Below are 22,413 nucleotides of genomic sequence, written 5' to 3'. Positions count from 1 at the left end.
TCAGGCGGCCGCCGCGGCCGCTTGACCCGCCGCTTGACCCTTGGTCAGGTAGCCGGTGACCGAGCGGGCCGGCACCAGGTAGCGCTCGGCGACGGCCGCGAGGTGGGCGGCCTGCACCGCCTCGATCTCCGCCGGCCAGCGCCGGACTTCCTCGATGCTCTCGCCGATGGCGAGCGCCGAGCCGAAGATGCGGGCGAGCGACGACTGGCTGTCGGAGGAGTACACCGTCTCGGCGACGAGGCGGGTCTTCGCCCGCTCGATCGCGGTGGCCGAGAGCGCCTCGGAGGGGGCGCGGGCGAGCGCCCGGTCGAGGGCCTCCTCGAGCTTCTCCAGGCTCACGCCCTCCGCCGGCACGGCGTAGACCGAGAAGCGGGTGTCGTCGATCGCCGAGCCCATGTACCAGGCGCCGGCATTCACCGCGACGCCCTGGTCCAGCACCAGGCTGCGGTAGAGGTAGGAGGTCGGCCCGCCGCCCAGAACCTCGGCCAGCAGCTCCAGGGCGTGGCTCTCGCCGTCGCGGGCGGTGATGCAGGAGGGGGTGAGGTAGAGCCGCTGCAGCGTCGGCTGCTCGACCTTCGGATCGGCGACGCTGAGGCGGCGCGCCGCCCGCGGCTCCGGCTCCCGCGGCCGCACCCGCTGCGGCCGGGCGCCCCGCGGCGCCACCACGCCGTAGGTGTCGTCGGCCAGCCGCCGGACCTCGTCGGCGGTGACGTCGCCGGCGACCACCAGGATCGCGTTCTCCGGGGTGTAGAAGCGGCGGTAATAGTCGAGGGCGTGGGTGCGGTTCAGCTCCTCGATCTCGTGCATCCAGCCGATGATCGGAATGCCGTAGGGGTGGTGCACGAACAGCGAGGCCGCCATCGCCTCGGAGAGCTGGGCCGCCGGATCGGTCTCGACCCGCATGCGGCGCTCCTCCAGCACCACGTCGCGCTCGGGCGCCACCACGGCGTCGTCGAGGATCAGGCCGGTCATCCGGTCCGCCTCGAAGCTCATCATGGTCTTCAGGTTCTCGCGGGCGACGCGCTGGAAGTAGGCGGTGTAGTCGAACGATGTGAAGGCGTTCTCCTGTCCCCCTAAGCTCGACACCGCCTTCGAGAAGGCGCCGACCGGGTGGGTCTCGGTGCCCTTGAACATCAGGTGCTCGAGGAAGTGGGCGATGCCGGACTGGCCGAGCGGATCATCCGCCGAGCCGTTGCGGTACCAGACCATGTGGGTGACGACCGGGGCGCGGTGGTCGGGCACCACCACGACGTCGAGGCCGTTGTCGAGCACGAAGGACGCCACGTCGGGACCGCCCGCCTCCGCTCGGCCGAAGGGCGCCGCGTCGGTGCGCAGGGTGGCGCTGACGGGGCAGACGAGGCCGGGGGCGGGGCGCATCCTGTATGGGGGCATCCTGATCTACCTTAGCCGGGCGGCCGGACGGGCCACCCGTGTTGGATCGTGAACCGGCTCACTTAAGAGAGGCTTGCGGCTCATGCGAGTCACGGGCCAGCGGGGCGTCCGAGCCGGCCGGCGGGCCGGCCACCGGGGTCGCTGGCCGTTAGAGACCCTGTTCTAGAGCATTTTGTGGCAGGGGGGACCCGAGAACTGCGGAGAAATGCACTCGACGCAGATCCGACCCGTTATGGCTTAGTTGAAGCGTGAACGGACATTCATCGGAAGCTTGACCTTCGTGCCGCCGGAGCGGCCCTTGGGGCAATCCGGCTCGGAGCTCTGCACGGCGAGCGGGTCTCGACCAACGAAAACCCCGGGTCGCTGGTGCGGCCCGGGGCTGGAACTCGAAGACGGTCTCGGAAACGTTACTGGCGCGAGCGCAGATAGGCGCCGGGATCGGCCTGCTCGCGGTCGCTGATCATCGCGTTCGGGCCCTTCTCGGTGCGGGCGATCTTGCCGTTCGGCGGCTTGCGGTAACCGGTCGGCGGCTCGGTCAGCGCGTCGCGGGACGGCTCGACGTCGGGAAGGTTCGGATCCTCGTCCGCCTTCTTGCCGGCCAGCAGCTGCATCGGGTTGAGCCAGAACGACTCCTTGACGTTGTCGCCCGGCTTGTAGGTCGGCTCCGTCGTCATGTTGGCGCCCTCGCGCCGGCCGGCCCGCATCTCCTGGACCGAGATCGTCGCGTTATTGTCGCTCATCCGGCCGCTATAGCCGCGGGTGATCGGCTTGCGGTCCTCGGCGGCGCGGCGGTCGCGGGCGACGGCCTCGGGATCGGTCGGCCATTGCGGGTTGGCCTCGCGCACGGCGCGGCGGTCGACCGGCGGCGGCAGGGCGGCCTTGTCCATGTGCGGCGGCAGCACCAGCGGCGCGCGCTCGCGATAGGTGATGGTCGGCCGCTGGGGCTCGATCAGGCCGATCGACGACAGGGCGTTCTTCATCGCGACGCCCTCCTGGGCGTGCGCGCCAGACGAGACCGCGAGGCCCGCGACCGTCACCGCGGCGAATATCGTGCGCTTGTCGAGCATGCTGGCCCCCTTGCCTGTCCCGCTCCCCTGCTTGCGAGCTTGGGTGGGGGCGGTTTCGGGCGAAGGTATGGCGTGGCCGTCAGCGGGCGCAACGCCCGGAGCCGGCGTGGCGCCCGCGACACACACGAGTCTTCAGGTCTGTCCGCCGGTTGCCGGGGCCCGGCGGCGCTCCAGCACCAGCCCGTCGTAGAGGAGCCCGACCACGCCGAAGACGATGCCGGCATCCGCGACGTTGAACACGTACCAGGACCAGCCGCCGGCATGGAGGTGGACGAAGTCGAACACCGCGCCGTAGGCGGCGCGGTCGATGGCGTTGCCGACCGCCCCGCCGACGATGAGGCCGAGCGAGCCGGCGAGCCAGCGGCTGCCGGCCCGGGCCATCCACACCGAGAGCGCGACCGTCGCCGCCAGCGACACCCCCACGAGCAGCCAGCGCCCGAGCGCCGAATCCTGCTGGAACAGCCCGTAGGAGACGCCGCGGTTCCACACCACGATCAGCTGCGCGAAGGGCGCGAGCACCACCGGCTCGCGCAGGGGCAGGTCGGCGAGGAACAGCAGGCCGAGCTTCGTCCCCTGGTCGAGGACCAGGGTGACGAGCGCGACCAGGAGACCGAAGGGGAGGGGACGCATCCCCGCCCTACTCGGCGGCCTTGGCGTGGAGCGCGTCCCACTCGCGCAGGGCCTGCGCGTCGCGGGGCGTCACGTCCGGATAGTCCGGATCGCTGCCGACACTTCCCAGAACCTTCCACGAGCGGGCGCATTTGCGGCCTTGCGCCAGGGCCGGCACCACCGCGACGCCCTTGACCTCGTCGAGTCGGAAGGCGTCCGCCGGACCCTCGCCGGCCTCGACCGCGATATCCGACGTGATGCAGACTTCCGCGAAATCGATGCCGTCGAGGCTCGCCAGCAGATCGGAATCGGCGACGAAGACTGTCGGGGCCGCCTCGAGGCTCGCGCCGATGCGCTTTGCGGCGCGCTCGATCTCGAGCGCCCCCGTCACCACCCGGCGCACCCGGCGGATCTTGGCCCAGCGCCTGGCCAGGGCCTCGTCGCGCCACGCGGCCGGGGTCTCCGGCAGGGTCTCGGTGTGGACCGAAGCCGTCTCGGACGGGGTGCGCGCGAGCCAGGCCTCTTCCGCCGTGAAGGCGAGGACCGGGGCGAGCCAGACCGTGACGCGCCGGAAGACCTCGTCGACGACGGTGAGCGCGGCCCGCCGGGTCTCCGACGAGATCGGATCGCAGTAGAGCGCGTCCTTGCGCACGTCGAAGTAGAACGACGACAGGTCGCCGGTCATGAAGCCGTTCAGCAGCGCCACCACCCGCTTGGTGTCGAAGGTGCGGAAGGCGTCGCGGATCTCGCCGTCGAGTTCGGCGAGGCGGTGCAGGATGAAGCGCTCCAGCTCCGGCATCGCCTCGGGGGCGACGCGGTCCTCCGGCCGGTGATGGGCCAGCGTGCCCAGCATCCAGCGCAGCGAGTTGCGCAGCTTGCGGTAGGTCTCGGAGAAGGTCTTGATGATCTCCGGGCCGATGCGCAGGTCGTCGGTGTAGTCCGAGGCCGCCACCCACAGGCGCAGGATGTCGGCGCCCGAGCTCTTGATCACGTCCTGCGGCGCGACGGTGTTGCCCTTCGACTTCGACATCTTCTCCCCCTTGGGGTCGAGGACGAAGCCGTGGGTCAGCACCACGTCGTAGGGCGCGCGGTCGCGGGTGCCGCAGGATTCGAGCAGCGAGGAGTGGAACCAGCCGCGGTGCTGGTCCGAGCCCTCGAGATACATCACCGTATCCTCACCGCCGTCGCGGCGGCGGCGGATGCCGGCGAGGCCCGGGAAGGCCTCGGGGTCGTCGAGCGTGAAGGCGTGGGTCGAGCCCGAATCGAACCAGACGTCGAGGACGTCGGTCACCTTCTCGTAGGCGGCCGGGTCGTAGTCCGGCGTGAGGAAGCGGGCGCCGTCGGCATCGGTGAACCAGGCATCCGCCCCCTCCGCCGCGAAGGCGGCGTGGATGCGCTCATTGACCTTGTCGTCGCGCAGGATCTCGCCGGTCTCGCGATGCACGAACACCGTGATCGGCACGCCCCAGGCGCGCTGGCGCGACACCACCCAGTCCGGGCGGTTGGCGATCATGCCGGTGATGCGGTTCTGCCCCTGCGGCGGCACCCACTGGGTAACGGCGATCTCGCGCAGGGCCACGTCGCGCAGCGTCGCGTCGTGGAGCGTCGCCACCGGCTTGTCGAGGGCGATGAACCATTGCGGAGTATTGCGGAAGATGACCGGCTTCTTCGAGCGCCAGGAATGCGGGTAGCTGTGCTTGAGCGTGCCGCGGCCGACCAGCGTCCCGGCGGCGGTCAGCGCGGCGATCACCGCCTTGTTGGCGTCACCCTTCTGGCCCTTCTCGTCGAGGACGCGCTTGCCGGTGAGGCCGGGCGCCGCCTCGGTCAGCACGCCGTCGGCATCGACCGTGTAGGGGATCGCCGTCTCGATGCCGCGCTCGCGTAAGCCGCGGCCGTTCGCCATCCAGACCTCGAAATCCTCGCGGCCGTGGCTGGGTGCGGTGTGGACGAAGCCGGTGCCGGCCTCGTCGGTGACGTGCTCGCCCTCCAGCATCGGCACGGCGTGGCCGTAGCCGTCGTTCCAGGCGGCGAGCGGATGCGCCAGGGTCAGGCCGGCGAGGTCGTCGGCCGAGACGTCGCTCAGTCGCTCGAAGGACTCGACCCGCGCTGCCTTGAAGACGTCGCCCGCCAGTTTGTCAGCAACAACGTAACGAACACCAGGTTGAGACCAGTTCTCTTGAGGCGCAGCAACGACACGATACAGTCCGTAGGATACTTTTTTGGAATAGGCGACGGCCCGGTTGGCCGGGATCGTCCATGGGGTGGTGGTCCAGATGACCACGCGGGCGTCCTGCAAGTCCGGTGCCGTCTTCGAGGCGACGACCGGGAAGGCGGCCCAGATGGTGTCGCTGACGTGGTCCTCGTACTCGACCTCGGCCTCGGCGAGCGCGGTCTTCTCGACCACCGACCACATCACCGGCTTCGAGCCGCGATAGAGCTGGCCGGTGGTGGCGAAGGTCATCAGCTCGCGGGCGATCGCCGCCTCGGCCGGGTAGGCCATGGTCAGGTAGGGATGATCCCAGTCGCCGGTGACGCCGAGGCGCTTGAACTCCTCCCGCTGCACCGAGAGCCAGTGCTCGGCGAAGGTCCGGCACTCGCGCCGGAACTCGACCACCGGCACCTCGTCCTTGTTGCGGCCGGCGGCGCGGTACTGCTCCTCGATCTTCCACTCGATCGGCAGGCCGTGGCAATCCCAGCCCGGGACGTAGTTGGCGTCGTGCCCGAGCGCTCCTTGCGTGCGGACGACGATGTCCTTCAGGATCTTGTTGAGCGCCGTGCCGATGTGGATGTGGCCGTTGGCGTAGGGCGGGCCATCATGCAGCACGAATTTCGGCCGGCCGGCGGCGGCCTCGCGGATGCGGGCGTAGAGATCGGTCTTCGCCCAGCGCGCCAGGATCTCCGGCTCGCGCTGCGGCAGGCCGGCCCGCATCGGGAACTCGGTGACCGGCAGGAACAGGGTCTCGGAATAGTCACGCCCGGCGGCGGGCTTAGGCTCGGGCTTGTGCTCGGTCATGGACATCAAGGCTCGTCTGGGGCGCGAAAGGCGCAGCCCTCTTGAGGGAATCGCAGCGGCGAAACGGCAGCAACCCGGCCTTCCGCGCGGCCGCGAGCGGCCCTCAGGCGGAAGCCGGGCTCGTAATTCGCCGGATGGCGACGCGGCGCGGGTGCGATTCGATCATCCGGCGCTTCTAGCAGCGGCGGGCGGGCGGGGGAAGCGGGGTGTTGCGGGGAGGGCTTCGCGCCGCTCCGGAGCATCTGCGGGCGGACACGCGTGCGACGCCTCGCCGATGCCGTACCGGGTCAGGCCGGATGCCGCTCACGGTCGCGCGACTCGGCCCGACCTACCGCCTGCCGGGCCGTCAGCGCCGCATTCATCCTGCTGATGGATGCCGCCTGCTGCGACACGTCACCGGACAGGACGCCGCGTGCGGCGAGCCACTCGGCGACCTGGGACCATTCCCAGAGCGGGGACTTGGTGGTGACGCACGCGACCGGAGCCGGAAAGCCCGAGCCGCGCTCCCCCTTGGCATAGTGGGTCACCGCGGCGCGCGACAACCCTGCGCGCGCGGCGATCTCCGAGAGGGTGACGAGGGGATCGGGCTCGACCCGGTCCACGCGCGCTCCGGCGCGCTGCACGGCCTCGACCGCCGTCGAGAGCGCCTCCTCGATCGAAGCTGCTTCCCGGGCGAAGTCGAGGATGATGTGCCCCTTCTGGAAGGCCACCAGCGCATCGTCGCAACCGGAATCGTAGAACCGCGTCTCGAAATCGTCGGCGTGCGGATCGGGACCGGACGCGATGATGCTGAACTCATAGATCTTCATCGTCCGCCCTTTCCTCGATATGGGGGCACCGGTCGACGGCGCGCCTGATCTGCCGGGCATGGGCATCCCCGTCCCTCGGGGTTCCATTCACGCCGAACTGGCATCCGTCGCGATCCGACTGTGCGCAATACATGCGCCCCCAATGTCCCTGACTCCGGAATCTCCAGCCTTTCGACTCGGCGTAGGCCACGGCCGCCTCGACCTCCTTGTTGGGGTGGCGCGGTCTCACCATCACAGGCCCCTGATATCGTGCGCCCGTTAACAGGTGTCAACGCCTGCCGATCTCCCGGGCTGCGAGCGAGAACGGACGGCCTATCGGGCATCATCGCGGCGCACGCGGTCTGCGAACGGCGACAGCGTCCCGGTCTTGGCCAACACTATCACGTCGATCCCAACGGTACGAACGGCGCTCCACCCAGTCGAATCGACGGACATGACGGTCCGGTACCGGTCGGTGCCCGAGCGTTTACCGCGCCGTTCGATGTGAGCCCTCGCGCTCCGATCCAGACCTTTACTTCCGTAAGTACGATCATCATGATCGCCATGAGGATCGCGAGCGCATGATGTACGAAAGTCAGTTACGAGAGGCGATCGCAACACTCTCAACCCTTATCGATCATGCCCGCCGGGGCGAGCCCTCGGCCACCACCCGGGACGGCCGCCCCGAGGGCGTTCAGCCGGGCGACGAGGTATGGCAGCGCTTGGCACGGCCTCTGTCGTTCGGTCGGTTACTCATGTCCGCGCCGCTGGATGCGGACGATCTGCCCCCGCGCGATGGTGGAATGCGGGAGATCGAGTTCTGATGCCGCATTCCGCCACCGATGGCGCCGCTTCGGCCGATCTCAGGATTACCCCCCTCGTCACGCTAGGCCCCTTCGCCGAGCCGCTTCGCGCGGAGGCCGAGATGTGGCGCGTCGATTTCGTGCGCCGCCTGTTCGAGGACCATGCGACCGGCGCCAACCGCTTCGACCGACCCGGGGAAAGGCTGCTCGGAGCCTGGCACGGCGCCCGCCTCGTCGGCGTGGGTGGGCTGAACCGCGATCCTTACGTCGCGGACGACGGGATTGGCCGGCTGCGGCACGTCTACGTCCTGGCGACGCACCGACGCCTCGGCATCGGTGCCGTGCTCGTGCGAGCCCTGCTCCGGGAGGCCGAGGGTCACTTCCGGGTCGTCCGCCTGCGCGCGGCGTCGGCGGAAGCGGCCGCGTTCTACCGGCGCCTCGGCTTCCAGGAGTCTGCCGAGCCGAATGCCACGCATCTCATCCCCGTGACGCCGCTACGGTGATCCACGACACAGTCCCCGCCTCGACCAGCACCATCACGCCGAGCGCGATCAGCACGAACGGCGTCGCGACCCGGCCGAACCGGCGGATCGGGGCGCTCAAGGCCGGATGCCGCACGAGCCCGCGGGCAAGGGCGAGCCAGAGCGCGGTCATGACGGCGAAGACGGCCACGAACAGGATCAGCCGGGAGGCCGGCGCGGTGGCGAAGACCGGCGTGGTGATGCCGAGATTGTCGCCGCCATTGGCGATCGTGACCCCGGCGACCGCGAGCGTGTTGCCGAGAGAGGACGCGCCGCGCGCGGGCTCGTCCTCCGCGTCGTCCTGCAGGGCGAGGAGGCGGCGCAAGCCGAGCCCGATCGGGACGAGGCCGAGGAGGCCGAGCCAGGCCGGCGGCACCGCCAGGGACAGGAGCGCGCCGGCGAGCGCCGCCAGCACCAGGGCGGCGATGCCGAGGCACTGCCCGACGACGATCTGGGCCGGGCGGTAGCGCGGATCCGAGAAGAAGCCGAGCAGCACGACGATGTCGTCGAGATTGGTCGAGGCGAACAGGACGATGGCGACGCCGAGATCGGTCAGCAGGGGCGTGATCATCCGGAGGAACGAGGCGCGCCGTCGCACGGTTGACGGACAGGCTCAGTCGTTCCGGAGCTTCGTCATGAAGATCCTGCTCTCCGTCCTCGCGCTCGCCGCGCTGTCGACCGTCCCGGCCGTCGCTCTGGATCGGCATGCGCCGCAGCGGCCGATCCCGGCGGATGTCGACGCCACCGGTTCGGTGACGCCGACCGATCCGCTGCTGATCCCCGACGAGGATCCCGGCACGATGCGCCGGGCCAAGCGCCCGCGGGGGCGGGACGCCGACACCGACGCGCCGATCCGCGAATTCATCCCGGAATAGCGCCCGGATAACCGGCACCTCACCTCAGGCGGATCACCCGAGCCAAGGTCACCCGAGCATCGAGGGCGTGCGGTCCGCGTTCAGCATCCGCTTCGCCTCGGCCGCGTCCTCGTGCATGCGGGCGACAAGGGCTTCGGCGCTGTCGAAGCGCGCCTCGCCGCGGATGAAGCCGGCGAACTCGACCGCGATGCGCTGGCCGTAGAGATCGCCGGAAAAGTCGAACAGGTAGGTTTCGAGGAGCGGCGCGCCGTCGTCGAAGGTCGGGCGGCGCCCGTAGCTCGCCACGCCGTCGCGCACGCCGCCGTCACTCAGGCGGGCGCGCACCGCGTAGATGCCGTGGGCGAGCGCGCAGGCGTCGAGCGCGACGTTGGCGGTCGGGAAACCGAGCGTGCGGCCGCGCTTGTCACCGTGGCGCACCTCGCCCTCGACGAACCAGCGGTAGCCGAGGAGGTGGTTGGCCGTCGCGACGTCGCCGGCCTCGAGCGCCGCGCGAATCGCGCTCGACGAGACCGGTGCCTCGCCGCCGCCGGCGGCCACCGCCGGCACGATCCGGCAGGCGAGGCCGTTCTCGGCGCAGAGGGCCTCCAGCATCGCCGGCGTCCCCTCGCGGCCGCGGCCGAAATGGAAGTCGTGCCCGATCACCACGCCCGACAGGCCGAGCTCGCCCTTGAGGGTCCCGGCGACGAAATCCGCCGCGCTCGTGCCGGCGAGTCCGGCGTCGAAGCGGCGGACGAAGGCGCCGTCGATGCCGAGCCGCCGCAGCACTGCGAGCTTCTCGCCCTCGCCGGTGAGGCGGAACATCGCCGTGTCGGGCGAGAAGAAGGCGCGGGGATGCGGCTCGAAGGTGAGGACGGCGCTCGGCCGGCCGAGCTCCGCCGCCATCTCCCGCACCGCCGCGATCAGGGCGCGGTGACCCTGGTGGATGCCGTCGAAATTGCCGAGCGCCGCGACCCCCCCCCCGAGGCCCCCCGGCACCGGCTCGCCGTCGCGGTGGACGGGAAAGGGCGACGCGACGGGGCGCGGGGCAGTCTCGTCGCGCGGCATCAACGGTCCTTGGCTTGACGGAAGCGGGGGCTGTCTCGAAGGCGGCCGGACCCTGTCGAAATCCGCTCGTGGGGTCAAGCCGCAAGCGGGCGGCGGGAGTGGGGCAGGGGGAGGGCGGCGGGGGTGCCCGGCCGGATTAACCCCTTCTCAAGGGGGGTGGAAGTACAAGCTCAGACCAGAAGCGCCGTCCGGTGCTTCCCCTGATGATCCAAGCGGGGTTCGTCGCGCACGGGGATGCGTCGCGCCCGCCACCGGAGCCGTAAGCCATGGCCCTTGACCTCGGCATGCCGATCCTCGTCGTGGACGACTACCAGACGATGGTCCGCATCATCCGCAACCTGCTGAAGCAGCTCGGCTTCGAAGATGTCGACGACGCCTCGGACGGCACCGGCGCCCTGGCGAAGCTGAAGACCAAGAAGTACGGCCTCGTCATCTCCGACTGGAACATGGAGCCGATGACCGGTTACGAGCTGCTGCGCCACGTCCGGGCCGACGATGCCCTGCGCACCACGCCGTTCATCATGGTCACCGCCGAGTCGAAGACCGAGAACGTCATCGCGGCGAAGAAGGCCGGCGTGAACAACTACATCGTGAAGCCGTTCAACGCCCAGACGCTGAAGACCAAGATCGAGGCGGTCTGCGGCGCGTGATCGCGCCGGCGCGGTGACGGGCGGCGTCTCCCGGGCGCGGGATCGGGCGGCCAGGGCCGAGAGGCCGGCCGCTCCCCCGCGCCGGACCACCCGGCCGCACCGGCGCCGTGATCGCCGGCGCATGAGACCCGCGCCCGAGATGCCCGGTCCCGGGATCGACGATCCGCGGACATCCGATCCGAGAACAACCCATTCGCGGGGAGCGACCACGTGCTCAGGCAGATGACGGCGGGACCGCGCTCCGCCCTCAACCGGCTGCTGGGCGGCCAGGAGGCGCCGGTGGCCCGCGCGACCCAGGCCGATCCGGCGAACCAAGCCGCCGCGGTGAACGAGCTGCGCGAGATCGCCGACTACATCACCAAGCTCAAGCGGGGCATCGCGGCCTTGCGGGCCCAGGAGCTCACCCGCGACCGCATTCCGATGGCGCATGACGAGCTCGGCAGCGTCGTCGCCGCCACTGCCAGCGCCACCAACCGGATCATGGAATCGGCCGAGGCGATGATGGCCATCAAGGCCAAGACCCTTGACGAGTACCGCAGCCAGGTCGAGGCGCATATCGGCGACATCTTCGAGGCCTGCACCTTCCAGGACATTACCGGCCAGCGCATCTCCAAGGTGGTGGAGGCCTTAGGCCAGCTCGAGAAGCGCCTGTCGCAGTTCTCTACCGTGGTGAACGTGCGCGATGGTGAGGCCGACCACGACCCGGAAGAAGCCCGCCGCAAGGCCCGCGCCGAGACGCTGCTGCTCAACGGCCCGCAGCTCAAGGGGCCGGCGACCCCGCAGGACGCGATCGACGCCCTGTTCTCCTGATCTTTGGAGTGACGGAAGAACCCGGAATGCGGCGAGCCGTATCCCGGGTCCTCGTCGTTGCTACCAGCGCAGCAGATCGATCACGCCGTCCGGATGCACGGCCTGGGACTCGAGCCAATGGGCGATGTCGCCGAGCGGGGCGCCCGCCGCGACGCCCAGCTCCTCGGCATGGATGCCGCGCGCCACCAGCAGGGACGCGATGCCGAAGGCCCGCGCGCCGGCGACGTCGGTGCGGATCGCGTCGCCGATGGCGAGCACCCGGTCGCGGGGGAGGGGAGCGCCGCCGTCGAGCGCCTCCGCCGTCGCCAGCGCCGCCTCGTAGACCGGGACGTGCGGCTTGCCGGCATAGACCACCGCGCCGCCCATCTCCTCGTAGAGCGCCGCGATCGCGCCGGCGCAGGGGATCAGCCGCTCGCCGCGCTCGACCACGAGGTCGGGATTGGCGCAGATCAGGGTCACGCCGCGGGCGGCCCAGGGCTCCAGCACGGCGCGGTAATCCGCCGCCGTCTCGACCTCGTCGTCGAGGAGGCCGGTGACGACCACGTGGGCGGCCTCGTTCGGCCCGCCGCGGGCGAGGTCGAGGCCCTCGAAGATCGGCAGGTCGCGGTCGGGTCCGAGATGGTGCATCGGGGCGTCCGCCCGCTCGGCGAGCAGCCGGCGGGTGAGGTCGCCCGAGGTGACGATGGTGTCGTAGGCGGTGCGCGGCACGCCGAAGGAGTCGAGCTGCGCCAGCACGGCGCTGCCCGGCCGCGGCGCGTTCGAGACCAGCACCACCCGGCGCGGCCGCTCGCCCGGCAGGGCGCGAAAGCGCGTCAGCGCGTCGCTCGCGCCCCGGTGGGCGTGGACGCCGTCATGCAGCACGCCCCAGACGTCGCACAGGATCAGGTCGACGCTCGACGCGATGCCGGCGATCCCGTTCAGGATCGCGACCTCGCCCGGATGGCTCGCGCGGATCATCTCTGCCACTCCTGCCCGCCTCGTCCTCGCTGCATCGCAGCAGGAGGTCGCACCGGGCTTAAAGGCGGTTCGCCCCGAAGGCAACGCCCGGGCTGAAATCGTTTACAATCCCAAACCATGAGAGCGTGCGGATCACAGGATCACCATCCGGTCGACGTCGACGAGGCCGCGATCGGTGATCTTGAGGTGCGGGATCACCGGCAGCGGCAGGAAGGCGACCTGGAGGAACGGCTCGGGCAGGGTGCAGCCGAGCCCGCGGGCGGCCTCGCGCAAGGGGGGCAGGGCATCGCGCACCGCCTCGAAGGGCAGGTCGCTCATCAGGCCGGCGATCGGCAGCGCCAATTCCGCCAGGATGCCGGTCTCGTCGGCGACGACGAAGCCGCCCTGCAGTGCGATCAGCCGTTCGACCGCCCGCGCCATGGCTTCGGGATCGGTGCCGACGACGCAGAGGTTGTGGCTGTCGTGTCCGACCGAGGAGGCGATGGCACCGCGCTTGAGCCCGAAACCCTGGACGAGGCCGCGGCCGATGCTGCGGGTGCCATGGCGGGCGACGACGGCCACCATCGCCACGTCCTGGCCCAGATCCGGCACCGCCGACAGCGTCAGGCGCCGGTGCTCGGTGATGATCCGGCCCGGCACCACGCCGATCACCGAGGTCTCGCCCACCGGCACCGGCACGGCGAGGTCGGCGGCCGAGACCGGCTCGGCCCGCACGCTGCCGCGGCCCGGCGGCGGGGTCACGGACCGGGCGCCGAACACGGCCTCCTCGACGAGGCGGCCGGCGCAGAAGACCGACGCGACGGCGCAGGATGCGAGGTCGTCGAGGAGCACGATGTCGGCTCGCTTGCCGGGCGCGATCATCCCGCGGTCGGTGAGCCCGAAGGCTGTGGCGGCGCTGAGCGAGGCGGCGCGGTAGGCGGCGAGCGGCGGCACCCCCAGCGCGATCGCCGTGCGGATCAGGTAATCGAGATGGCCCTCCTCGGCGATGTCGAGGGGATTGCGGTCGTCGGTGCAGAAGGCGAGGAACGGCGCCGTGCGCTCGGTGAGGAGCGGGGCCAGCGCGTGCAGGTCCTTCGAGACCGAGCCCTCGCGGATCAGCACGGTCATGCCCTTGCGGATCTTCTCCAGCGCCTCCCCGGCCCCCGTCGCCTCGTGGTCGGTGCGGATGCCGGCGGCCGCGTAGGCGTTGAGGGCGCGCCCCGACAGGAGCGGCGCGTGGCCGTCGACGTGGCGGCCCTCGAAGGCCGCGAGCTTGGCGAGGCACCCCGGATCGGCCGCGACCACGCCGGGGAAGTTCATGAACTCGGCCAGCCCGAGCGAACGGGGGTGGTCGCGGTAGCGCGCCAGGTCCGCGGCCTCGATCCGGGCGCCGGCGCTCTCGAGATCGGTCGCCGGCACGCAGGAGGAGAGCTGGACCCGGATGTCCATCACCGTCTCGGCCGAGGCCGCGAGGGCGTAGTCGAAGGCGGCGGTGCCGAGCACGTTGGCGAGCTCGTGCGGGTCCCAGATCGCCGTGGTGACGCCGTGCGGCAGCACGCAGCGATCGAATTCGTGCGGGGTGATGAGCGAGGATTCGACGTGGAGATGGGTGTCGATGAAGCCCGGGACGGCGATGCGCCCCCCGGCCTCGATCACCCGGGCGCCCTCGTAGCGGCCGTAGGTCCCCACCACCGTGTCGCCGCAGACCGCGATGTCGGTCTCCACCAGCTCAGCCGTGACGAGGTCGAGGAGGCGGGCGCCGCGGATCACCAGATCGGCGGGTTCGCGGCCTGCTCCTTGCGCGATCCGGCGGGCGATGAGGTCCGACATCGGGGGCCTTTCTGCTGCGAAGAGCCTCGATGCTAGGCGGAAGGAACGGGCGCCGCTACCGCTTCGTCACCCGTCACACTGCCCGGCGCAGCGTGTCCCGGAAGGCGCGCCGCACCGGCGGCGGCGGGTCGTCCGCCGGCGGCTGCGGCTCGGGGGCCGGCTCCGGGGCGGGGGGCGAGAGCACCTCGGGCCGCACCACCCGGGGGGGCGAGAACACCGCGCCTTGCGCGAGCGGCAGGTCGAGGTCGATCAGGTCGGGCACGTCGGTCTCGCGCTCGACGCCCTCCGCCACCAGCCGGATCCCGGACCGGGCGAGGGACACGGCGAGCGCCGCGCCGTGCTCGCCGAGCAGCGTGTCGAGGCCGACCTTGGCGTAGCTCGCGCCGAGGGACGCGAGCGCGGCGGCGTCGAGGCGCGGATCGGCCACCCGGTCGACCGCGAGGCCGATCCGCTCGCGCAAGGAGCGCAGCGCGCTCGCCTGCTCGGCGTCGAGGCTGCGCCAGCTGCGCTGCGGCAGCGCCAGGATCATCCGGCCGGCGAGTTCCGGGTGGAGGTCGATCAGGCGGCCGACCGCCCGCAGGAAGCCCGGCTCGAACAGCGAGCCCGGCGACAGGGCGTAGGCCACCGGCGTCTCGCTGCCGCGGGAGGCGAGGTGCTGGCCGATCGCCGTCACGCGGGCGAGCATCAGCCGGTCGAGCTCGGTGGTGCGGCCGTGCCGCTCCAGCACCCGGAGGAACTCCGCCGGGGACAGCAGGGTCTCGCCGACGCGCAGGCGGGCCAGGGCCTCGTAGAACGCCACCTTGCGCTGCGGCAGGCTGACGACCGGCTGCAGGTGGACTTCGAGCCCCTGCGCGAGGGCGGCGAGGATCTCGGCCTCGGAATGGGTCTCGGCGGCGGGCTCGGGCACGAAGGCGCGGCGCGGCGCCGGGGCGGCCTCCCGCGGCAGGATCGGGTCGGCGGGCACCGAGGCGGCGGATATGGGGGCGGGTGCGACCGGCGTGGCCGCGAGCTCGGCCAGCCAGGACGGTGCGGCCGGTTGGGCGGTCGGCGGGGCCGGTGCGAATCCGGCGGAGGGAGCGGCGTAGGCCTGCGTCTCGGACCGGGCGGCCTGCCGGGGCGCGGGCGCCGCAGCGTAGACGGGCGGCGCCGCCTGAGCCGGCGCGAGCGGGGCAGGGGCCTGCGGGAAAGGGGCCTGCGGCGGCTGAACGAAGGCCGGAGCGGCAGGCTGGACCGCGGCGGCCGGCCCGGCCTTCAGGCGGGTCAGGTCCTCGTCCTGCACCGCCACCGCCATGGCGAGCTCGCGCACGATGCCGCCGAGCAGGCCGATCTCGGCCGTGACCTCGGACAGGCCGCTCTCCAGGTCCGTCGTCGGGGCGGCCGGCGCCTCCCGCTGCTCCAGCGTCACCAGGCGGCGCGAGAGCAGGTCGATCTCGCCCGACATCTTCTCGACCTGACGGGCGAGGCGTCCGGCGCGGCGCAGGGCGAGCGTGGTGGCCACCCCGCCGAGGAGGGCGGCCGCCAGGGCTCCTCCGGCCACGGCCCCGAGGAGCGGCGCGGACAGGAACGCGACCGCGAGGCAGAGCCCGCCGGCCGCGAGGAAGCAGAGGCTGAGGGCGATCCGGCTCACCGACGACCCGCCGGCGCGCCGGCCGGTGATGAGGGCCATCGCGATACCTCTTACGCATCGAGGACAGGACGGGTTCCGCAAATCCCGGCCTTCCCGGTTGTCGCCGAGGCGCCGTGGACCCGCAAGACGCCGCCTCGGGCTGCCCACGGATTTCACGGCACCCTTGTCCGGAATGCCGCAATACCCGAGATGGCTTGCGCGGCCCTGGCGTGCCGCAGCGGCAAAGGAGCGCGTGACGATGACGGACCGGTCGGGCGAACGGATGGAACTCCTGATGAAGGTCGAGGGCATGACCTGCCAGGGCTGCGTCGCGGCGGTGACGAAGGCGGTCCAGCGCCTCGACCCGGCGGCGCAGGTGAGCGTGGACCTCGAGGCCGGCCGGGTCGCGGTCGTGACCGACGCCCAGGCCCTCGACGTGGCCCAGGCCCTCGGCCGCGCCGGGTACGAGGCCGAGGCCATGACCGGCTGAGGGACCACCGGGTGAGGTGACGGCTCGGTAAGATCGCGCCCGCACCGAGCGACCGGGGGACAAGAATCCCGGTCTCGGCGCACTCTAACGTTCGTTTAAGCCGGCTCTGCGAGGGTTTCGACAGTTCGCAGTGTAGGGGCGCCGGGGCCGCGAGGTCTCCCGCGCTGGCGTGGCGGTGTGCGTATCAACAGTGCCTTTGCGTCCCTGATCGATGCCCGTCTGACGGGTCTCGTCCATGATTCCGCGGCGGGCGACCCGGCCGAGCGGGCCCGCCACGAGCGGTTCCTGATCTCGCGGCTCGCCACCGGCGCGGTGCTGATGGCGATGCTGCCGCCCTACCTGCTCTGGCGCGGCGTTCCGACGCTGGTCGAGGCGGCGGCGGCGGCCTGCCTGATGCTCCCGGTGATCGCGGCCCTGCTGCTGGCGCGCACCGGCAACCTCACGCTCGCCCACGGCCTGTCCTCGGCGTCGCTGACCGGGCTCGTCGTCTGCCTGGCGAGCCTCACCGGCGGTCCGACCTCGGCGGCGGCGATCTGGCTGGTGATGATCCCCGTCGAGGCCCTGCTCGCCGGCTCGTACCGGGCCGCCCTGGTGGCGGCCGCATTCGCGATCCTGGGGGCGGTGGCGGTCGCGGTGATCGAGCCCGCGCCGGGCCTCGCCTTCTTCGCCTGGCCGGCGGCCCTGGCGATGCCGGTCTTCGCCATCACGGCGATCTGCCACGTTCTGGCCCTGTCCGTGGAGCATTGCCGCCGGGAGGGCCGCTGGAGCGACCGGCTGACCGCCGCGACGGTCCGCGACGCCCTGCTCCTCGACGCCATCGACGACCTCGTCACCTGGCACGACCGCAACGGCAGCGTGCTCCAGGCGAGCCCGGCGGCCCGGTCGCTCGCCGGGACGACGCCGGACGCGCTCGAGGGCCGCGGCCTGTTCAACCGCGTCCACGTCTCCGACCGGCCGGCCTTCCTGACCGCGCTCAGCGACGCCGCCGGCCAGGCCCAGCCGGTGACGGTGCAGTTCCGCCTGCACGCCGCCGGCGAGGCGGGCGGGACCGGCCGGGTGATCTGGGCCGAGATGCGGGCCCACCGCGTCCCGGGCGCGGCGATGCCGGCGCTCCCCGGCGAGGCCGCCGTGGTGGCGGTGACCCGGGACGTGTCGGAGCACAAGCGCCGGGCCGAGGAGCTCGACCAGGCCCGGGCCGCGGCCGAGCGCGCCGACGAGGTCAAGAGCCGCTTCCTCGCGACCGTGAGCCACGAGCTGCGCACGCCGCTCAACGCCATCATCGGCTTCTCGGAGATGCTGGAGGCCGAATCGACCCTGGCGCTCGGTCCCGAGCGGCGGCGGGAATATGCCGGCATCATCCATTCCTCGGGCCAGCACCTGCTGGAGGTGGTCAACGCGCTGCTCGACATGTCGCGGATCCAGAGCGGCAACTTCGATTACGCGCCCGAGCCGTTCGATCTCGGCGGCCTCGCCCGCGGCGTCTGCGACCTGATGCAGATCCGCGCCGACCAGGGCGGCGTGCGCCTGCGGCGCGAGATCGCCGCCGACCTGCCGGAGGTCGCGGCAGATGCCCGCGCCTGCCGGCAGATGCTGATCAACCTCCTGTCGAACGCGGTGAAGTTCACGCCCCGCGGCGGCGACGTGGTGCTCTCGGTGCGCCGGGTGTTCGACCGGATCGAGATGGCGGTGGTCGATACCGGGATCGGCATCGCCGAGGCCGACCTGCCGCGCCTCGGCGACCCGTTCTTCCAGGCCGGCCTCGGCGCCGGCACCGGCTACGGCCGCCCGCACGAGGGCACGGGGCTCGGGCTCTCGGTGGTGCGCGGCCTCGTCGGGCTCCACCACGGCGAGCTGATCGTCGAGAGCAGCCCGTCCTGCGGCACGAAGGTGGTGGTCGCCCTGCCGCTCGATTGCCGCGGCGCCCGCGCCGTGCCGGGCGGTCCGGTGCCGATCCGCACCGGGTCCCTCGCGCGGACCTTCGTCGAGGAGCGGCCCGCCACGATGCGGCTGACGGGCTGACGTGAGCGACCCAGGCCCGGTCCATCCACCCCTGGTCCGCGCCAAGGCGGACCGATCCCGAACGGAACGATCCAAGGCCGACCGATCCGGCCCGGATCGTTCGACGCCGGAAGGAGAGGCGATGTCCGAGGCGCCGGCCCGGAAACCCGTCGAGGCGACAGCCCGGCGACACGATCCCGAGGTGGCGCTGACCGCCGAGGCGCGGCCGGCCCCGCGCCCGCGGCCGGCTCCCCGCCCGCCGCGTGCGCCGCGCGCCGCCCCGCGCCCCGCCGGTCCCCTCGACCGCCTGCGGGTCCGGGCCGACCGGATCCTGCGCCATCCCGCCGGCATCGTCGGCGGCCTCCTCGCCATCGGGGCGGTGGCGGCGGTGGCGACCAACGCCCTCAGCTTCCAGACCGGCCGCCACCCCGCACCCCTCTTCGCCAATGGGCCGGCCAAAGCGCCGACGGGTCCCGCGCCCACCGGCGAGGCCGCACCCACCGCGACGGCGAAGGCCGAGGCGCCGCGCGGCTCGGGCGAGGTCGCGACGCGGCCTGCGAAACCGGACGGGATCGGTGCGCTGATCCGGGGCGAGGATCACGGGACCGCCTCGGTCACCGCGAAGGCCGCGCCGGCCAAGGCTGTGGCCGTCAAGGCGGCGCCGGTGAAGGAGGCTCCTGCCAGGGACGTTGCCGGCAAGGACGCCGCCGGGAAAGCCGCGTCGGTCGCCCACGCGCCGGTCCGGGAGGCGAAGGCGGCGGAGCCGGTCAAGGCCTCGGCGCTCCATGCCGCGCCGGCTCCCGGCGCCAAACCCGACAAGGCGGTCGCCTACGCGCAGCGCGCCCTGATCAAGCTCGGCTACGGCCCGCTCACCGTCGACGGCATCGCCGGTCCGACCACCCGCGCGGCGCTCGCACGCTTCGAGCGCGAGCGCCGCCTGCCCGGCGCCAGCGTGGCGCGCCGGACGCTTCAGGAACTCGAGGCGCGCTCGGGGCTCAAGCCGGAATAAGGGGAGGGGGCGTGCTGCCGCCCGCGTGTTTCTGCGAGGTGCAGGGGACGGAGCGGCTCCGATCCCTCGCCCGATCAGGTCTGGGCCGTCCCGACCGTAAGACAGATCTCATCCGCTTGCAGGGGCTCAAGCCGCTCCTTCAGTACGTCGAACGTCTCCGGCGCGATGAAGAGACTGCGCTCCGCTCGCCCGTTGCGCGCCGCCACCCGCCGCCGTGCCTCCTCGTCCGGACATTCGATCTTGTAGAGGAGCGTGCGGGCCCCGCATCCCTCGGCGAGGCGGCGGGCGTGGTCGCGCTCGGCGCGCCGCCAGAAGCCGTAGTCCAGCACGACATCGACGCCGAGGCGCAGGCAGCGGGTCCAGATCGGCTCCATCAGGTCGAGGATCGCCGCGGCGTAAAGCGGGAATGTCTCGGCCGGTGGGTCCTCGCCGAACAGGCGCGCCATCCACTCGTCGGGCGTGAACCGCAGGGCGCGGTGCCGGTGTTCGAGGTCGCGCGCCAGGGTCGTCTTGCCGGAGCCCAGGAAGCCGAACAGGAGATGAGCCGTCGCCATCGTTCAAGCCTCGCTGCGCTCGAAACAGAACTCCGGGGTCGTCTCGGAACACAGGATGCCCGGTGAGGTTTTCGGCGAGTGGATGGCGGTTCGGCGCAGGTAATGCCGCACGTCAGACCAGCCATTCGGCCATGACGCCGGTGTGGCTGGCGGCCTGATGCGCCTGCGCCTGCGTCAGGGTGCGGCGGCCCCGTTCAATATCGGAGAGATGACCCTGGGAGATTCCGAGCACCGCCGCCAGCTCGGCTTGGGTGCAGCCGTGGTGCTTGCGCGCCGCCGTCACCGGAGAGCCGTGCTCGGCCAGGAGCATGACGAACCAATGCGGCACGCTGGCCTCCTCGGTCGCCTCGTCGATGATGCGGGCGGTCGCGCGGTCCTCGGCCGACTCGTCGCCAAGGCGCGCGAGCAGTGCATCGTAGTCACGGCGCGGGAGAATGACCAACTCTTCGCCAGCCGGGGTGGTGATGATCTGTGCGGTCATCGTGTGCCTCTCGTCAGTCGTAGATGTCGCGGCGGTGGCCGATGGCGTGGACTTGGATCGCATCATCCGTCTCGATGAACACGATCCGGTAATCTCCTACGCGCAGGCGCGCACCAGGACGGCCGGTGAGCGCCCGAACGTCGCCCGCCCCCGTCTCTGCATAGCGGCCGAGCTTCTCCACGATCGCGAGCCGCATCGACTTCTGGAGTTTTGTCAAGGCGCGAACCGCGCTGGGAGTGTAGGTGATCGGCTTCACCGCGATAATATCGCACGTAGATGCGATATTTGCAATCGGCCTGAACGGGAAATTGGTGCATCGTGCCGCCTGGACCGTTGCGGTGATCGCTGTCTTGTTCGCGGGGCATGCCCGAAACACCCAAAATTCAGGGGTTGTGACGAGATGTCGGTGCTGGACGAGGTCAGCCCAGAATCGTGGTGGATTATCCCTCCGTTCCGTCGAGTCCGGTTGTGTATGTCTTGAGCGCGCGGACTGTCGCCTCGGCCCGCTCTTCTTGACCAAGACGAAGGCCTAGACCAATGAAGTCCCTCTCGATCATCAAAAGATAGTCGATTGTTTGACGAAGTGATGCGCCCTGACGAAGATCTCTCGCCGCCGTGAGCAGATAAGAGTCATACTCGTCGGCAAATGGTTTGTGGCTCCACGCCTCACCCGTGGCCAGGAGACCGATGGGGTCCCACTCTCTCCAGCCGATATCCCGCAAGCAGGACACCGCGAGAGGCGGGTCACTGCTCACAGCATCGCCCCATCGAGCGTCGGCCTCCTCGGCCGCGATTCATGGATGACGTTGCTAGGCCCACCCCTCACTCCAGCCCCAACCCCCGCTTGAGCCACGCCGCGTAATGCCCGGCGATGTAGGTTACGCGCCGGTTCTCCGAGGCCGGGTCGTACCAGGCGCCGCCGGCGCTGGCATTGGTGGCCGAGAGCTGGGGATGGCGCAGCAGCACGGTGCCGGCGCGGTCGACCACCAGGGCCTCGCCCTCGAGGTAGTCGCTGTTGGTGGCGTTGCCGCCGCCGAAGCGGGTCTCGCTCCCGGCATAGGGATTGAACGACACGCCGGTCACCCGCACGACGAGGGTCGGGCCCGGGCCGCCGACCCGGTCGGCGAAGGTCTTGGCGAGCGCCGCCTGCAGCTCGCCCCGGACGTTCTCGGCGTAGGGGCCGAGGCCGCGGGCGAGGAGGGGGCCGACATCGACCCGGATGGCGGAGAAGCGCGTGCCCGGCGGCAGGGTCGCGTCCTGGGCGCTCGCGGGCAGCGCGACCGCCAGCAGGGCGGCCGCGATCAGGGATTGGCTCCAGCGCAGCATCGGCGTCGTCTCCACGGCGCCCGATCGCGCCACCTCGTGACAGCCGAGATAGCCTCGGGAACCCGCCACGGCAACGCTTCGGCCCGTGAGCCGACCGGCGGTGCCTTACGCGCCGAACTGGATGCCGACGATCTCGTAGGACTTGCCGCCGCCCGGGGTGACGACCTCGACGGTGTCGCCGACGCCCTTGCCGATCAGCGCGCGGGCGATCGGCGAGGTGATCGAGACCCGGCCGGCATGCACGTCGGCCTCGGGCTCGCCGACGATCTGGTAGGTCTTCTCCTCCTCGGTGTCCTCGTCGATCAGCTTGACGGTGGCGCCGAACTTGACCTTCGTGCCCGAGAGCTTCGCCACGTCGATGACTTCGGCGCGGGAGATCAGGCTCTCCAGCTCCAGGACCCGGCCCTCGTTGTGCGACTGCGCCTCCTTGGCGGCGTGGTACTCGGCATTCTCCGACAGGTCGCCGAGCGCGCGGGCCTCCGCGATCGCCTGGATGATCCGCGGACGCTCCTCCTGCTGGCGGCGCTTCAGCTCCGCCTCGAGAGCCGCGAATCCCCGTACCGTGATCGGAACCTTGTCCATCGTCGTCGTCTCGCGTCACAAATAATCGG

Annotated in this window: 23 protein-coding genes; 8 read left to right on the top strand and 15 right to left on the bottom strand. The window is 71.5% G+C overall.

Annotated features, from left to right (window positions below; all coding sequences use genetic code 11):
• From BM430_RS20490 to BM430_RS20470, 5 genes are all read right to left on the bottom strand, one after another.
• Complete coding sequence (locus tag BM430_RS20490; protein ID WP_177303115.1) at positions 1-1,377, bottom strand: M16 family metallopeptidase; 1,377 nt, start codon at positions 1,375-1,377, stop codon at positions 1-3.
• A gap of 422 nt (positions 1,378-1,799) precedes the next feature.
• The gene (locus tag BM430_RS20485) at positions 1,800-2,459 is read right to left on the bottom strand and encodes a hypothetical protein (protein ID WP_093569099.1); all 660 of its coding nucleotides are present in this window, start codon (positions 2,457-2,459) and stop codon (positions 1,800-1,802) included.
• Positions 2,460-2,591: 132 nt separating this feature from the next.
• Positions 2,592-3,089, bottom strand: coding sequence for a signal peptidase II (lspA, locus tag BM430_RS20480; protein ID WP_093569098.1), 498 nt, complete (start codon positions 3,087-3,089; stop codon positions 2,592-2,594).
• Between the two features lie 7 nt (positions 3,090-3,096).
• Positions 3,097-6,081, bottom strand: a complete 2,985-nt coding sequence (gene ileS / locus BM430_RS20475; RefSeq protein ID WP_093569097.1) for an isoleucine--tRNA ligase — start codon at positions 6,079-6,081, stop codon at positions 3,097-3,099.
• A gap of 287 nt (positions 6,082-6,368) precedes the next feature.
• Complete coding sequence (locus BM430_RS20470; RefSeq protein WP_093569096.1) at positions 6,369-6,890, bottom strand: helix-turn-helix transcriptional regulator; 522 nt, start codon at positions 6,888-6,890, stop codon at positions 6,369-6,371.
• A 560-nt stretch (positions 6,891-7,450) separates the two neighbouring features.
• Here BM430_RS20470 and BM430_RS20460 point away from each other — a divergent pair.
• Both BM430_RS20460 and BM430_RS20455 read left to right on the top strand, forming a co-directional pair.
• On the top strand, positions 7,451-7,693 hold the full coding sequence (locus BM430_RS20460) for a type II toxin-antitoxin system Phd/YefM family antitoxin (RefSeq protein ID WP_348273088.1): 243 nt from the start codon (positions 7,451-7,453) through the stop codon (positions 7,691-7,693).
• The gene (locus tag BM430_RS20455) at positions 7,693-8,175 is read left to right on the top strand and encodes a GNAT family N-acetyltransferase (RefSeq protein WP_177303114.1); all 483 of its coding nucleotides are present in this window, start codon (positions 7,693-7,695) and stop codon (positions 8,173-8,175) included. The genes BM430_RS20460 and BM430_RS20455 overlap by 1 nt, the downstream gene beginning before the upstream one ends.
• Here BM430_RS20455 and BM430_RS20450 read toward each other — a convergent pair.
• Complete coding sequence (locus tag BM430_RS20450; protein ID WP_093569093.1) at positions 8,150-8,764, bottom strand: cadmium resistance transporter; 615 nt, start codon at positions 8,762-8,764, stop codon at positions 8,150-8,152. The genes BM430_RS20455 and BM430_RS20450 overlap by 26 nt on opposite strands.
• 64 nt (positions 8,765-8,828) lie before the next feature.
• Here BM430_RS20450 and BM430_RS20445 point away from each other — a divergent pair, with 64 nt between their 5' ends.
• The gene (locus BM430_RS20445; protein ID WP_093569092.1) at positions 8,829-9,068 is read left to right on the top strand and encodes a hypothetical protein; all 240 of its coding nucleotides are present in this window, start codon (positions 8,829-8,831) and stop codon (positions 9,066-9,068) included.
• A 48-nt stretch (positions 9,069-9,116) separates the two neighbouring features.
• Here BM430_RS20445 and BM430_RS20440 read toward each other — a convergent pair whose 3' ends face one another.
• Positions 9,117-10,112, bottom strand: coding sequence for a bifunctional riboflavin kinase/FAD synthetase (locus tag BM430_RS20440; protein ID WP_093569091.1), 996 nt, complete (start codon positions 10,110-10,112; stop codon positions 9,117-9,119).
• Positions 10,113-10,378: 266 nt separating this feature from the next.
• Here BM430_RS20440 and BM430_RS20435 point away from each other — a divergent pair, with 266 nt between their 5' ends.
• Complete coding sequence (locus BM430_RS20435) at positions 10,379-10,762, top strand: response regulator (protein WP_048452414.1); 384 nt, start codon at positions 10,379-10,381, stop codon at positions 10,760-10,762.
• Between the two features lie 210 nt (positions 10,763-10,972).
• The gene (locus BM430_RS20430; RefSeq protein ID WP_244539582.1) at positions 10,973-11,572 is read left to right on the top strand and encodes a protein phosphatase CheZ; all 600 of its coding nucleotides are present in this window, start codon (positions 10,973-10,975) and stop codon (positions 11,570-11,572) included.
• 60 nt (positions 11,573-11,632) lie between these two features.
• Here the strand turns inward: BM430_RS20430 and BM430_RS20425 are convergent, their stop codons facing one another.
• From BM430_RS20425 to BM430_RS20415, 3 genes are all read right to left on the bottom strand, one after another.
• A complete protein-coding gene (locus BM430_RS20425) occupies positions 11,633-12,529 on the bottom strand; it encodes a TIGR01459 family HAD-type hydrolase (RefSeq protein ID WP_093569089.1) in 897 nt (298 codons plus the stop codon).
• 132 nt (positions 12,530-12,661) lie between these two features.
• A complete protein-coding gene (gene ade / locus BM430_RS20420) occupies positions 12,662-14,338 on the bottom strand; it encodes an adenine deaminase (RefSeq protein WP_093569088.1) in 1,677 nt (558 codons plus the stop codon).
• A 73-nt stretch (positions 14,339-14,411) separates the two neighbouring features.
• Entirely contained in the window at positions 14,412-16,004 is a 1,593-nt protein-coding gene (locus BM430_RS20415; RefSeq protein ID WP_093569087.1) for an EAL domain-containing protein, read from the bottom strand.
• Positions 16,005-16,203: 199 nt separating this feature from the next.
• Here BM430_RS20415 and BM430_RS20410 point away from each other — a divergent pair, with 199 nt between their 5' ends.
• The 3 genes from BM430_RS20410 (at position 16,204) to BM430_RS20400 (ending at position 19,441) form a co-directional block, all read left to right on the top strand.
• Entirely contained in the window at positions 16,204-16,434 is a 231-nt protein-coding gene (locus BM430_RS20410; RefSeq protein WP_244539581.1) for a heavy-metal-associated domain-containing protein, read from the top strand.
• A 177-nt stretch (positions 16,435-16,611) separates the two neighbouring features.
• On the top strand, positions 16,612-18,453 hold the full coding sequence (locus BM430_RS20405; protein WP_093569086.1) for a sensor histidine kinase: 1,842 nt from the start codon (positions 16,612-16,614) through the stop codon (positions 18,451-18,453).
• Between the two features lie 121 nt (positions 18,454-18,574).
• A complete protein-coding gene (locus BM430_RS20400; protein ID WP_093569085.1) occupies positions 18,575-19,441 on the top strand; it encodes a peptidoglycan-binding domain-containing protein in 867 nt (288 codons plus the stop codon).
• Between the two features lie 74 nt (positions 19,442-19,515).
• On the opposite strand, the gene BM430_RS20395 is transcribed toward BM430_RS20400, so the two are convergent.
• The 5 genes from BM430_RS20395 to greA all read right to left on the bottom strand — a co-directional run bounded on the left by BM430_RS20395 (position 19,516) and on the right by greA (position 22,384).
• Entirely contained in the window at positions 19,516-19,995 is a 480-nt protein-coding gene (locus BM430_RS20395; RefSeq protein WP_093569084.1) for a P-loop nucleotide/nucleoside kinase family protein, read from the bottom strand.
• Between the two features lie 112 nt (positions 19,996-20,107).
• A complete protein-coding gene (locus tag BM430_RS20390) occupies positions 20,108-20,476 on the bottom strand; it encodes a helix-turn-helix domain-containing protein (RefSeq protein WP_093569083.1) in 369 nt (122 codons plus the stop codon).
• Positions 20,477-20,489: 13 nt separating this feature from the next.
• Positions 20,490-20,732, bottom strand: a complete 243-nt coding sequence (locus BM430_RS20385) for a type II toxin-antitoxin system RelE family toxin (protein ID WP_093569082.1) — start codon at positions 20,730-20,732, stop codon at positions 20,490-20,492.
• Between the two features lie 566 nt (positions 20,733-21,298).
• Positions 21,299-21,871: a hypothetical protein gene (locus tag BM430_RS20380; protein ID WP_348273087.1), complete on the bottom strand. Its 573-nt coding sequence runs from the start codon at positions 21,869-21,871 to the stop codon at positions 21,299-21,301.
• Positions 21,872-21,907: 36 nt separating this feature from the next.
• The gene (gene greA, locus BM430_RS20375) at positions 21,908-22,384 is read right to left on the bottom strand and encodes a transcription elongation factor GreA (RefSeq protein ID WP_093569080.1); all 477 of its coding nucleotides are present in this window, start codon (positions 22,382-22,384) and stop codon (positions 21,908-21,910) included.
• Positions 22,385-22,413 lie beyond the last annotated feature (29 nt).

Origin of the sequence: Methylobacterium sp. 174MFSha1.1 (genome assembly GCF_900116815.1) — a bacterium.
Taxonomy (GTDB): Bacteria; Pseudomonadota; Alphaproteobacteria; order Rhizobiales; family Beijerinckiaceae; genus Methylobacterium.
The sequence above is the reverse complement of the archived record's forward strand: the minus strand, read 5'-3'. Positions and strand labels throughout refer to the sequence as shown.